The organism is bacterium (genome assembly GCA_040753085.1).
Lineage (GTDB): Bacteria > UBA9089 > JASEGY01 > JASEGY01 > JASEGY01 > JASEGY01.
The window spans coordinates 26996-39744 of the sequence record JBFMHI010000010.1 but is presented as its reverse complement, the minus strand read 5'-3'; the positions used below and the strand labels follow the sequence as shown (position 1 = coordinate 39744).

Here is a 12749-nt window from a genome sequence, read left to right as displayed (position 1 = left end):
GAGCCTATCCCAAAACCTCTCCAGTGTGACCAGAAGCCGAGTTTCTTCAAGAAACCAGGTTTCTATCGCGGAGGTTTTGGGATAGGCCATTAGTCGCAAGCTTTCACAGCAAGGTGAACCGTCCCGTAGATACTAATTTCTAACCATACAGGTCGCAATTTTTTACTGGATCAGGTGATAAGACCAAAGTGTGTTGGAAAGGGGTTAAGAAAAATCGGATAATAGCTCATCATTTCTGCCATGATTCTCGCCGACAACTTAGCCAGAAGGCTTCTCTATCTCCTCAGCAGTTTTAACCAGACCAAGCTTCTCTTTAATCTTTTGCTCGATCTCATCCCGCAGGGCTTGATTCTCCTTGAGATATTGTCTCACCTTTTCCCGACCCTGGCCTAACTGCAATCCCTCGTAGGCAAACCAGGCGCCGCTTTGTTTGATTAATTTATACCCCAGGGCCAGATCGATAAGACAACCCTCACTAGAGATACCCTCTTCATAGAGCATGTCAAATTCGGCTTCCCTGAAGGGAGGGGCGACCTTGTTTTTGGCTACCTTAACCTTGATTCGACCGCCAATGGCTTCTTCTCCAACTTTCAGGGTCTGTATTCGCCGCAAGTCCAATCTGACAGAAGAGTAAAACTTTAAGGCCCGGCCGCCGGTAGTGGTCTCAGAAGGCCCATACCCCATTCCACCGATCTTCTCCCGAATCTGATTAATAAAGATACAGCAGGTCTTAGTCTTACTAATATTAGCGGTCAGCTTTCTTAAGGCCTTGGACATCAGTCTGGCCTGGGCGCCAACCTGGATATCCTCCATACTTCCATCTAATTCCACCTTAGGCACAAGGGCCGCTACCGAATCAATGACCACCACATCTATGGCCCCTGAACGCACCAGGGTATCAGCGATTTCCAGGGCCTCCTCCCCGCTGTCCGGCTGCGAAATCAGGAGATTATCAATGTCTACCCCTACCTTTCGGGCGTAAGTGGGGTCCATGGCATGTTCGGCATCAATAAAGGCAGCTATCCCCCCTTGACGTTGGGCATGAGCAATTATTTCCAGGGTGAGGGTGGTTTTTCCTGAAGATTCCGGACCAAAAACTTCAATCACTCTTCCCCTGGGGACGCCTCCCACCCCAATAGCTAAGTCAAGGGTCAAGGCCCCGGTGGAAATAGCCGGCACCTCGCCTATTTTGGCTTTTTCACCCAGCCGCATCAATGCCCCTTTCCCAAACTGCCTTTCCACATATCCTATCGCTACTTCCAGGGCTTCTGCCCGGCGCTCTTTGTTATCCTCTTCCATTTTATCCTCCTACTATTTATATCGTTATATCGGCTCTTTATAGCAAAAACATGAGAATTTTTTACTAATAACCACTATACTCAACCAGGCCCGATTTTCGGATTCATTTCCCACCCATTTCTTCCACCGCCATCAATTCCAATTCCACCTTCGTAAACCCGGGAGGGATATAAATAGCCAAAGATTTCGACTGCTGAATATTGGCCCAATAATCCCCCCGCAAGTCCAGGCTAAAATAAGAATATCCTGATCTCTTGGGAATGGCCGCTGGTGGGGAGGGCAAATGAATAAGATTAATACCTCGCAGGGCCTTGCCAATGAGCAGATTAATTTCTCCGGCCGAAGCGATTTTCGCCCTTTGCAAGATTCCCTCAATCAAATCTCTCTGACTCCCTTCCCCCTTGACCGCCAAATAAAATCTGTAGGAAGGGGTAAATAGATAATCATCTATGCCTGCCTCGTAGACGGATTCGCTAACTTTTCTCAAGGGGATCAATTTATACATGGTAACGGGGGCCAGCATCTGTAAGAATTCCCGAATTACCTTGTCAAGATAACCAAAACAAGACGCCGGATTTTTATGGTCATAGCCAGGCAAGTCCATCGGCCGGATATGGGCATTAAAGGCCGTTATGGTTCCGGCAAAGCGCAAAAGAAGACGGAAGAGTTTTTCCGGATGGACCCCCGACATACGATAAAAATGATAAACTTCCGGGATAAAGGAATTAATGGTATGCAGGAACCAGAGATTGGAAATATCGGCTGCCCCAAATTCATACAAGCCGCTCTCCCTTTGGCGGAACTGCTCTGACAGTTCATTGCTTTTGGTGGTAAGCACCTCCATCAGGCGGCCAAGCATCTTCATTAATGGCGGTGAGGCAGAAATAGCTATACAGGGCGGGATATAGTCATCCCGCAGAACAATAACGCCGCTCGGAGATCGACCTAATTCAGCAATCTTAAGGCAGTCGTGATCATCCAGGGACTCTCCGCCAAAGAGAATCTTCAGATTCTTTTTAGCTACCGGAATCTCCTGCTCATTCCCGGCCTCGCCGGTGTTTTCATCTACTACCCGCACAAATTCCCTGTAATATCGCGTTTCCAGAGGGCCTTTCCTGCTTTCGAGGGAACAGCTTGCCTTTCCTGGCCGTTCTACAGGGATGGCTAAATACACGTCAAGGGCGCTCAGAGACGGGCCAAAATGTTTTTCAATTGGTCGACTTACCGGCGACTCATCCGTATTCGGAATATCAACGGATGTGCCTCCTGGAAGTATCCCCTGACAGGATACCAGGATAAAATTGCCATTCTCCAGAGCCTCTTGATTTATTTTCAGATCCCTTAACCCCCAACCCAGCGGCATAATAGACCTCATCCGAAAATCAAGGAGATTCTCATGATAATGGTCCCATCGCTGAAAATGCTGGGGGGTAAGAAACATCCCCTCGTTCCAGACGATCTTGGGATAGGATGGCATTTAAAATCACCTCGTTTATCAAAGTTCATTGAACTCTTTTACACTCATTCCCATTTCCTTGATAATTCTCCTCAAAAGGCCATTGGGCGAATCTCCGGAATGCATAGGAACTGGCACTGTCATCCCCTATCGCTTGCTGTAATAGACTGGATGTTTACTGGTTCTAATCTTGATATAGCCGGCTCTTTCTAATTTTTGGGCAAGCTCCCTGTATGAACATACCGTTAGTTTAGCCCCTGGATATACTATTATATACCTACTGTTACCAGTGACATTTGAGCAATCTTTTCGTGAGGAAATTTCTCTTCAGGGAAACTCCTTTCCATCTTCTCTAGGGCTTCCAGACAACTCTCTATCGCCTCTTTAATATTCTGATAGGCCTCATCCAGAGTCTTGCCGGCCGCTACACACCCTTTGATTGAGGGACAAGAAGCAATGAAATATCCGTCCTCATCCCGCTCATATATAACATAATATTCTGCTACTTTGGATCTTTTGGCCATTTGTATCCTCATCCTCCCTTTCTTTCAAATTGGGACGATGCCAAACAGTTAAGCATAAGCCATTATCTAAGTCACTATTTTGGATCAATCCTCACCTGATTCGCAGCCTCAATTCCAGCTCAGTCCCTTCCGGCATAATTTCCCGTCCTGGTAAAATAGAAAGGACAAGTTCATAGCAGCCAGGCTGTTCTTCGCTTTCAACCATCTCAGCCGCCACTTCGCCTTGCTTGCCGATAAAGGCGCTTAGCGCCCTCGCCAAATCGCTCTTTATGCCTTCTGGTGTATTTCCCGGGATGATCTCACCTTGAATCCGTTCCACATAGTGAGTAATCCGACTCGCGAACAATTGATATGAAAGGGCCGCCCGCCGGACACTCTTGAGGCTTTCAGCCGCCTCCGCGTAACGCTCAGGCAGATGAACCGTGGGGGCGGAAAAGACAATGGCTGCATCAGAATTAACCCGGCAAGTAAGGGCGATGATCCCGTTCTCGGCCAGATCTGATTGCTTTTGCTCGGGCAGAAGGAATTCGAGGGGCATACTCACCTTTTCGTGGCTGTTTCGCCGTGGGTATTCCCAGACCGGCAGATTCTCAATCGCACCATAACGGACACCGATTATTTGGGTGCACCAGCCTGTCCTGGCAAAGCTGGCTGTCAGCAGACTGGCTAAGGCCCAGACCGGATTGCCCCAAAGGTATTCAGTCTCCTCTTGAAAATCGAAGGCCGAGCCGGCCTGGTAAACCTTTACCCGATTTCCTTCCACCCCATAAAGAAGACGCAATAGAAATCGGTTAAAGACCAAGGCGAGCCAGCGGGAGGATTCAGTCCGGCGAAATCCCTTCCACTTGATGTGCTCAGGACCCTCAAATATGGCGGATGGCGCACCCACTTCGTGGGTGCCTGGGATGGCGGATGGGGACACAAAGAAGGATGGCCCAATGGAAGAGATAAAGGGGGTCTGAAGCCTCTCAACCTTTTCCGATAGTTCTCTAAGCAGATCAATATCCGGCGGTGAATTGTCAAATTCGTAGTCGGCGATGATAACCGAGACAGAGGCGTCAGTTATTTTCTCGTATTCCGGTTGAAAGATGTATTCATCAAAGGTGCGGCTTAAGGAATCCTTGGAAAGGCTGAGGACTTCGATTTGGATATCCTCCCGAAAGTCGGTCCGGTCAACCAGAAATTTCAGCCCTCGCCATGCAGATTCTAATCGACGAAACTCAGGATGATGAAGGATCTCATTAACCGGCGCACTCAGAGTAGCGTCGAGATCGGCAATTACCGCCGCCACTGCTTGGGCATTCACTGGCTCCTCCGATGGCTGACTACCTGCAATGAGGGAGATCACCTCACCCAGAGTGGAACTCACCGGCCGTGGGGATGGGGCGGGCTTACTTAATGTCTCCGGTACCTCGACCATATCGAAGAGTGTGTCGAGGGCATCCTTAGATGTGGGCGGTTTAACCTTCGAGGGTTGAGAAGGCGCTCGAGTTGGTTGAGGCGCGGCCGGCGAGGTTGACAGAGCCATCTTAATTTGCTCCCGCAGCGCCGAACTGCCCCTCCAATCACTAAGACACTGCTGAACCTCACGCCGCGAAACCTTTCGCTCCCGCAAGTCAACCAGTAGTTGCCTGATTCGCCACAAATCCCTTAGCTCCGTTACCTGCTCCACAATAGCTTCCGGTCGAAAGGACTTGATATTCTCAAGGGACAACTCTATAAGAAGGTCTTGGGGGGCATCAGCCAGACGGTTCGGTATCTCCAGAACAACTCGAAGGTTGAATTGTTCCATTACCTCATTGAAATTATCCTTGTTAATCCGAACCCGCTGAAGCCTGTCAGATGATATTCCAGTCTGAATGTCACGGGGAGTCAACTCTGACAGAACAAGCAACTTCAACGGCATGGAATATATTTGACCTTTGCCGCCAAACATCCCGAGAGTAACTCGTGATTTATGCCTATCACCAGTCGGCATTTTTTGCCTCATTTCTAAGAGCCGAGGGTGGAGAACGGAGAGGTCTCAGCTCTCAACTCTCACTACTGTCCTCCGAAATATGGAGAAGATATCTTCAATAATATATCACAAATTAACAGGGATGTCAATAGAAATACTTGGAGAATCTTCTCAATAAATCAGGGGTAACTACTATAGCGTTTTCTAAATAGACATAATAATACAATAGAGTTAGAAACATAAGATGGCGGATAAAGGCAATAGCCAATAGGCAACAGGCCGATTTATCGGGTTGAGGTGGTAAACTGGTAAACCATAACGACGCCTGGCAACCACAAAGGCAATAGCCAATAGAAATTTTGGAGGATAAAAAGAGGAGAAAATTTACTTTTCTTATTGTCGTCCTGTTAAGGTTGCCTTACTGATAAGCATATCCGCTCGCTTCCTCTATCAAACTCAACAGTTGGGCAATATCAATGGGTTTTCTAAGGCAGGCATAGGCAGACAAGTTCTTTGCCTCCTTGAGCAAATAGGGCAGGTCATACCCGGTAATTACAATGACTATAACCTTAGGGTCTATCCTTTTTGCCTCCTTTAAAACCGTAATCCCATCTATCTTGGGAAGTTTAATATCAAGGATGATACAATGATATGAACTATTTCTGATCTTCATCAATGCCTCCTCTCCATCCTTAGCCAAACAGACCAAATAACCCCTTTCTTTGAGGATATTGAAGAGATTCTCTCTTATTCCCTCCTCATCGTCAACAATCAAGGTAACTACTCAGCCTCTATATAGTAGCCTTACCTAGCGAAACCACAACATATTGTGTTTAGGTGTTTAAAAGTTAGCTAAAATTCCTAAAAAACGGCTTTCTATGCAACCTATAAAAGGAGACGAACCACAATATATTGTGTTCTGTAAGCTTCAAAATCAATATGTGGTGGCTGAGTAGTTACCAATCAAGATAACCTTGTGGTTCTCGTAGATAGCCTTCTCGATCAATTTTATTGTCTTTCCCAGGTCAAATGGCTTATTAAGACAGGCATAAGCCCCTTGTTTTAATGCTTCCTCTATCAAATCCTCCATAGCAAAACCCGTCATCATAATCACCTTGACTAAGGGATCTATTTCCTTAATTCGAAGGAATGTCTCTACCCCATTTAACCCAGGCAATCTAACATCCATTAAGGTCAGGTCATAGTGGGTCTTCTTTATCTGAGCCATAGCTTGATAACCATCTAAGACAACATCTACCTCATAGCCTTTAATCTCAAGGGTATCTTTCAATATCTCCCCCAAATCCGGTTCATCATCAACAATCAAGATCTTAGCCATTCTTCCCCCCATCATATTGACAATTTAATGGTAAAGGTTGTTCCTTCACCCTGTTTACTCTTTACCTCTATTCTTCCCTGATGGCTATCAATTATCCGCTTACATATAGCCAAACCCAGACCTGTGCCCTTGGACTTGGTGGTATAAAAGGGGTCAAATATCCTTTCTATATCTTCAGCCGGGATACCCACACCACTATCTTTGAATTTTATCTGGACAAATCTGGCTCCTTCTTCCTCTGCCTCTTTTGTGCTAATCCCCAGCCTTTTCTCTTCCTTCATAGACTCGATAGCATTCTTGATAAAGTTTAAGAAGACCACCTTAAGTTGCCCAGAATCAGCGCTTATAGAAGGGAGACCAGGTGCTAAATCCTTCTCTATCTCTACCCCTGCCTTTGCCTCTTCGGGTAACTCTCCTAATGTCTCAGTAATCACCTCATTTATATCTACCTGGGTTGTTTTGAGTATGGGTGGTCTTGAAAAGGAGAGGAGGTTATTCAGATAAGAGGCTGCCCTTTCTATGGCCTTGTCCATCTGTGAAAGTGTCTTTTTTATCTTTTCCTCCTTGCAGATCGAAGATAGATAATATACCCCGGTCTTAACCACACTTAAAGGGTTTTTTATCTCATGGGCAGCCTCAGCCGCAATCTGGCTTATGGCGGATAATCTCTCGGCGGCAATAAGCCTTCTTGCTGTCTTCTGATGCTCAATTATCTCTTGCTTAAGCCTTTCATTAAGCCTTTCTAATCCCTGCCGCTGTTGATCAACCAGATCAAGGAGATGATGGAATTGATTTGCCACCTGGCTAATAGGTTGGAGAACATCTCGACTTAGAATGTCTACTGGTTCAAAGAAATCATCACAGACACCTGCCCCTACTAATGCCCATTTAAATCCCCTTATATCCACGGGGACAACATACCACAGCTTATCAGTTATCTCGTTGTACTCATTCATCCCCTGATAGGTGGAATAGAATTCCTCCCCCCTTAAGGTACGGTTAAATCCATCCCAGAAGCCATAAAGATATTGGGATGGTCTCTTTCTCTCTTTAAGTTCTGCCAGGGGTAGATTTATCACCTCTTGGTCAGGATGGAAGATGATACTGCCGGTATTTCTGTCGATAATCCCGATGTAGCCTGTCCTCCCTACCCCTGGGGAAACTAAGGAGCGAAATCCCTCATCCTCCTGGAGGCATTTAAGGGTTGGATTTGGCACAAGAGAGAGATAATTCTCTATGGCCTTTTTGAGGTTATAGACGGTTTGTCTTAACACCTCTATGAGGATTTTTTGCCCCTGCTCCTTGGCTATGTTACCTACCTCAGACTCTAATCGGATAAGAAGCTCAAAGAATCTACTCCTCATCCCACCTTCCCAAGCCAGCTCAGAGATCTTCAACTGTCTTTTTAATAGACACTCTCTGGCCATATCCTTAGCTGAGGAGGTGAAGAACCATTTCTCTATCTTAAACCTTATATAATTGAAGAAGTCATCTTCATTAAGATTAAATTTCTCACACAGGGAAGAAAAGCCCTCTTTGGTATATCGTGAAAGCTTATCGGCGTCTTTCACCAACATATCCTCTTTTGAAATAGCTTGGGTTCGGGTATCGTGTCCGAGGATAATCTCAATAATCTTTATCCTTTTATCTTCAGGATAATCCAGCTCTGTAAGGATTTTTTCTGCGATCGCCCCACCCTCTACCTCATGCCTATGAATCAAGACTCCATTTTGAAGGGAATAGCCCCTGGTCCGCAGGTTCGCCGTGATGAGAGGTATCCTGATCCTTTTTTCCTCTTCAAAGGAAAAGGTATGCCAACCTACATCATGGAGGATAATGCCTGGGAGAATGATGGTCTCATCCCCACCCTCTTTTGTGACTAAGCCTTTAGCCATGTCCAGGGCATTCTTTAGATGGAGCAAATCACAGTTATCCCTACAGTATCCCTTAGCCTTCTCATAGATTACATCGTAGACTTTATTCATCTCTTACTCCACACCGTTTCCGGCCTTGCCTGTAAAATGATGACCCCTTCATCAATCGCCCATTCAATGTCCTGATAGCCACCAAAGTGCGCCTCAATCCTCTTTGCCAGATTCTGGAGAGAAAAGATATGCTCCTCAGCCAGTATAGCCTCAGGTGAATTAATGGTTTTATCTATCTGGTGGGTAATCTTATCCACCAGGAGGCGATTTGGGGTAATCTCTCCAGAGACAACATTACCCCTGGCGGTATATTCAATCAGGATCTTGGATGGGTCGCCAGTTATTGGGTCTATAGTCATCATTACCCCCGAGAACTTAGCCTTTATCATCCTTTGAATAATCACGGCCATTGCCGTATCCTCTATTCTTTTGATATCTATGTTTGTTCTCTTTATGTAGCTTAAGGCAGAAAAGCTAAAGGCACTTTGCCAGCACCCCTTGATACACCTCAAGACCTCATCCGTAGTCTCTACATTGAGGAATGTTTTATACATCCCGGCGAAGCTTCTTGAGCTTAAGTCTTCAATACCGGCTGAGGACCTTATGGCAAACCTGACCTTTTCTTTAGAGCCTCTAAGAGCCTCACAGGCCTGAGTTATTTCCTTGCTTATTTTATCAGGGATCTCATACCTATTAAAGAGGGAATAGAGGTCTTGACTCCTCTCTTTAATGGCCAGGAGATCAGAAGGAAGCCCTAATAATGACTCCATAATCCTTTCCCTGATTTGATGACCACTAACAAAGTCTAAGAATGCCTTTTTAGTAAGGGTAAATCCTTCTGGCACAGCTATCCCCATCTGTTTTAATCGGCAAAGATTAGCTGCCTTATTTCCTAATTCATCTGTAGCCTTATCTGTGTTCCATTGGATGTACATTATTCTGATCTTTGTCTCCTTTTTTGCCGTTCTCGATACAGCCGTTCCGTAAAACCACCCTCAGATGCTACACTGCCTTCGGCGATGTTTTGCACACCGCTTCGCGCAGCCTGGATCATCTGATCTCGGGTTCGTGAGCCTTTCTCCACGAACCGATTACAAAAGATAACCGTAGCGTCATAGACTAACTGTGCTGTCTGAAAACTGCGCAACTTGCGGTAGCCACCATGCAGGGGTATTAGCTCATTTTTGTGGTTCATTGGAGCTCCTTTTTTTGTCAGACTATCTCCACCGTTCCCTTGCTCCCATCAATCCTTACGCATTGCCCGGTCTTGATCAACTGAGTGCCAAAGCCTGTGCCTACTACTGCAGGTAACCCATATTCGCGGCAGATAATGGCCGCATGGCTCATCATCCCACCTACATTGGTAACCACACCTTTTATCTTTGCAAATACAGGTGTCCAGGAGGGGGTAGTAATCGGACAGACCATTATCTCATCCTCCTGGACCTCGCAAATCTCATCCGCGGTGAGGATTATTCTCGCCCTTCCTTCAACTATTCCAGGAGAGGCAGGATGACCCTTTATTAAAACCGCCTCTTTTTGCCCTTTATCCTGTGCCTCCAGCCAAAGCTCTATCTTCTCAGAGACAATCCCCCAGAGCATAATGGTAAATGGTTCGGTTATCTTATCTGGTGGTGGGCCAAGGGCAGGTGCAGGCTGCCATTTCTCAAGGGCTTTAATTATCCCCCTTCTTCTTTTGATTATCTTTGGCCAATATTGTCCCCCCTTTGGACTTAAGCCAATCCCCCAGGAGGAGTATAAATCATAAAGGGCAGTAGCTATCTCATACCTATTGAGATAGAATATATCCTCCTCCTCTTCAAAGAAGCCCTCTTTTTTCAAAATCTCCCCGAGATGGCGCATCTTTTGCCAGAAGATGGTATGATGCCAATGCTCAATATAAAAATTATGCTCCTCCACATAGCTAAATACCCTCTTGGCTAAGGAGAACTTTTCCACAAAGGCATTTCTATCTTCCTCTGTTCTTAACAGGGAAAAATATCCCTTATGTAATTCCTCTGCCTCTTTGATTATCCTTTCTCTATCCCTGTCTATATTCTCTTCATTTTGTAACTTTTTAATATACCCTGAGATACCTGAGAAGGGGATAGATAGGTCATCTATCCAACTCAAAGGGGTATGGTAAAAGCCAGTGCCTGAGTTAAAATAGAACCAGGGGTCTTTAATCTCTTCTAAACTTTTAAGCCAATTTCTACCATTTTCTATCTTTTGTAGTCTTTCTATTACTTCTTTTGGGTCTTTTGTCTCAAAGAAGAGCTTATCTATATTAAGCCCTACGGCTAATTTGGCAAGTCTTCTTAACTCATCATCTGGCCGAAAGAGGATGACATCTATGCCGGCTACCATCTTTGTGATGGTCTGGTCCTGGATATCTGGGAAGACGGCCTTCATAAAACATGAGAAATCAAGGAAGGCGGCATAACCCAGATTCAAGAATTCAAAGTGGTATTCCCATATCCTGGTCATACTCTCCAGGAGCTGATTATAGGCGGATAGAAGGGAAAATCCTGTGGAGATGCCCACTGCCTCAGTAACCTTAGTTAGATCCTCCTTCTCGGGTAAATAAGGGATATTTATTGCCTTTAGGGCTTCTATCTCCTTTACCACCTTTTCCTTCCACTTATCATACAATCCCTCCCAATTTTGATAATAAAAGCCTGCCCGCTGGCTAAAATCCTTTATCCTTTCTTCTATTTGACCAGGGTCATCCACGGTAATCGGGCTTAGGTAAAAAAAGCCATTAAGCACCCTTATATCTATACCCAGGGCAGGGGGGATAAGCCAAACCCGGCTGTTATATCTACCCAGGGCAGACATGGCACTCTCGGCGGTAAAGATATCAAAGGGATATAGGGGGGTTGTCCAGTGCATGGTGTCACAAAACCAAAACCGCTCCTCCTCAGTCTCCTTTCTCTCCTTACTAAATAAGAGATAGTATGGATACATCTCCTCCCAACCCTCCGCCCCTTCTGGGGTTTTAACCTCAAAAGGACTCTCAAACCTCTTCTCTCCCATCTTTTAACCTCTTCCTTATTAATGGGATTGGCAATATCGCCTATCATTTAGAGAGATGTAGGGGCAAATGATTATTCGCCCTTACTTTGTCGCCATCCCCTATTCATTAAATCAGTCATTCTTATCTTTTTGTAAGCGTTCAGCCACTAAGGCACAAACTCGATGCTCGATGCTCGATCCTGGATACTGGATCCTTTACCAGCATCGAAGATCGAGCATCGAGGATCGAGCATCCAGCATCATGTACTGAACGGTTACATCTTTTTTATAATGGACCCAGAAAATCGGACAGTATTTTAAGTTACAGTTGAGGTCAAAAAAGGAGGTCGATGAAGAAAATGAGGGTAAATTATCCCCCGGCCTTTAAGGCAAAAGTAGCATTAGAAGCAATAAAGGAAGATAAGACCACTGAATTGGCAAGTCAGTATCAGGTTCATCCTGGGCAAATAAGGAATTGGAAGGCCATAGCAAGCAATGACATCACAGAGTTATTTATAGGGAAAAGGTACGTTGTCCACAGGGCTTCGCACCCAGTCATCAGCGCAACGGTAGCACGCCTGTGTAGGGACCGGCAGGAACATGCCGGGTATTCCTGGTACTTAAAATCTAAGTACTTGAATACACTCAACTTTGCGACTTCGTGTCGCAAGCTAAAGTAGAAGTTGAGCGGCGGCATTAGCCGTCCGCTCCAACGCCTTGTTAGTCGCTCTTCTTAAAATTCAGTAAACTCTCTTCTCTTTAATCCTGATAGATCTATGGTTGCATCCTTTGGGTTCGGAATTATCTCCCATTCCTCCATAGTTAAAGCGCCAATGAGAACATCAACTACCTTTCCATCCACCCTTCCCACTTCATCAATAGGTATTACTTCAGTATGAAAGTCAAGCCCTTCAATTCTGCCTTGAATTGAACAGTGTTCCTTTATTTCAATTACTCTCCCACCTAACGCCACTTTGTAAGGTTTAGATAGGATGCGGATAGGAACACCTTCTAAAAGTCGGCTTGAAACATAGGTATGTATAGAACCAGTATCAAACAGTGCATTAGCTTTTTTCCCCTCAATTTCTATCTCTTTCAAAATTCTCATCTTAACCTCCGTTTTCCATATAGAGCCATCGCGGTAGGACGGCCAGTTACCCGACCGCCCCTGCCCAGATCCCGACGTGCAGTTTTCCCGCCCCGGGCTCTTCAGTTATCCTCGCTTCCGCCTTCG

The 12749-nt window shown here is 45.6% G+C and carries 11 protein-coding genes and 2 pseudogenes; 2 read left to right on the top strand and 11 right to left on the bottom strand.

All coding sequences use genetic code 11. The features are described from left to right. Positions 1–258: 258 nt before the first annotated feature. From recA to AB1797_02530, 10 genes and pseudogenes are all read right to left on the bottom strand, one after another. Entirely contained in the window at positions 259–1299 is a 1041-nt protein-coding gene (gene recA, locus AB1797_02575; protein ID MEW5766499.1) for a recombinase RecA, read from the bottom strand. A gap of 103 nt (positions 1300–1402) precedes the next feature. Continuing rightward, a complete protein-coding gene (gene tssK / locus AB1797_02570) occupies positions 1403–2776 on the bottom strand; it encodes a type VI secretion system baseplate subunit TssK (GenBank protein MEW5766498.1) in 1374 nt (457 codons plus the stop codon). A gap of 248 nt (positions 2777–3024) precedes the next feature. After that, entirely contained in the window at positions 3025–3279 is a 255-nt protein-coding gene (locus AB1797_02565) for a type II toxin-antitoxin system HicB family antitoxin (GenBank protein MEW5766497.1), read from the bottom strand. 91 nt (positions 3280–3370) lie between these two features. Beyond that, a complete protein-coding gene (tssC, locus tag AB1797_02560) occupies positions 3371–5257 on the bottom strand; it encodes a type VI secretion system contractile sheath large subunit (GenBank protein MEW5766496.1) in 1887 nt (628 codons plus the stop codon). Between the two features lie 397 nt (positions 5258–5654). Then, positions 5655–6011 carry a response regulator gene (locus AB1797_02555; GenBank protein MEW5766495.1) on the bottom strand — a complete coding sequence of 119 codons (357 nt, stop codon included), beginning with the start codon at positions 6009–6011 and terminating at the stop codon, positions 5655–5657. A 159-nt stretch (positions 6012–6170) separates the two neighbouring features. Continuing rightward, the gene (locus tag AB1797_02550; GenBank protein MEW5766494.1) at positions 6171–6575 is read right to left on the bottom strand and encodes a response regulator; all 405 of its coding nucleotides are present in this window, start codon (positions 6573–6575) and stop codon (positions 6171–6173) included. An 11-nt stretch (positions 6576–6586) separates the two neighbouring features. Continuing rightward, on the bottom strand, positions 6587–8560 hold the full coding sequence (locus tag AB1797_02545) for an ATP-binding protein (GenBank protein MEW5766493.1): 1974 nt from the start codon (positions 8558–8560) through the stop codon (positions 6587–6589). Beyond that, positions 8557–9435, bottom strand: a complete 879-nt coding sequence (locus tag AB1797_02540) for a PEP/pyruvate-binding domain-containing protein (protein ID MEW5766492.1) — start codon at positions 9433–9435, stop codon at positions 8557–8559. The genes AB1797_02545 and AB1797_02540 overlap by 4 nt, the downstream gene beginning before the upstream one ends. Positions 9436–9497: 62 nt before the next feature. Further along, a pseudogene (locus AB1797_02535) lies at positions 9498–9695 on the bottom strand (four helix bundle protein). Positions 9696–9712: 17 nt separating this feature from the next. Continuing rightward, the gene (locus AB1797_02530; protein ID MEW5766491.1) at positions 9713–11536 is read right to left on the bottom strand and encodes a PEP-utilizing enzyme; all 1824 of its coding nucleotides are present in this window, start codon (positions 11534–11536) and stop codon (positions 9713–9715) included. A 67-nt stretch (positions 11537–11603) separates the two neighbouring features. On the opposite strand from AB1797_02530, the gene AB1797_02525 reads away from it, so the two are divergent. Further along, positions 11604–11786, top strand: a complete 183-nt coding sequence (locus AB1797_02525) for a hypothetical protein (GenBank protein ID MEW5766490.1) — start codon at positions 11604–11606, stop codon at positions 11784–11786. A 79-nt stretch (positions 11787–11865) separates the two neighbouring features. After that, positions 11866–11997: pseudogene (locus tag AB1797_02520) on the top strand (IS3 family transposase). Positions 11998–12248: 251 nt separating this feature from the next. Here AB1797_02520 and AB1797_02515 read toward each other — a convergent pair. Continuing rightward, entirely contained in the window at positions 12249–12623 is a 375-nt protein-coding gene (locus tag AB1797_02515; protein ID MEW5766489.1) for a retropepsin-like aspartic protease, read from the bottom strand. Positions 12624–12749 lie beyond the last annotated feature (126 nt).

Bases quoted from the DNA above. Each gene is read 5' to 3' on its own strand.
- recA (MEW5766499.1), bottom strand. From the start codon at position 1,299: ATGGAAGAGGATAACAAAGAGCGCCGGGCAGAAGCCCTGGAAGTAGCG.
- tssK (MEW5766498.1), bottom strand. From the start codon at position 2,776: ATGCCATCCTATCCCAAGATCGTCTGGAACGAGGGGATGTTTCTTACC.
- AB1797_02565 (MEW5766497.1), bottom strand. From the start codon at position 3,279: ATGGCCAAAAGATCCAAAGTAGCAGAATATTATGTTATATATGAGCGG.
- tssC (MEW5766496.1), bottom strand. From the start codon at position 5,257: ATGCCGACTGGTGATAGGCATAAATCACGAGTTACTCTCGGGATGTTT.
- AB1797_02550 (MEW5766494.1), bottom strand. From the start codon at position 6,575: ATGGCTAAGATCTTGATTGTTGATGATGAACCGGATTTGGGGGAGATA.
- AB1797_02545 (MEW5766493.1), bottom strand. From the start codon at position 8,560: ATGAATAAAGTCTACGATGTAATCTATGAGAAGGCTAAGGGATACTGT.
- AB1797_02540 (MEW5766492.1), bottom strand. From the start codon at position 9,435: ATGTACATCCAATGGAACACAGATAAGGCTACAGATGAATTAGGAAAT.
- AB1797_02530 (MEW5766491.1), bottom strand. From the start codon at position 11,536: ATGGGAGAGAAGAGGTTTGAGAGTCCTTTTGAGGTTAAAACCCCAGAA.
- AB1797_02525 (MEW5766490.1), top strand. From the start codon at position 11,604: ATGATTATTCGCCCTTACTTTGTCGCCATCCCCTATTCATTAAATCAG.
- AB1797_02515 (MEW5766489.1), bottom strand. From the start codon at position 12,623: ATGAGAATTTTGAAAGAGATAGAAATTGAGGGGAAAAAAGCTAATGCA.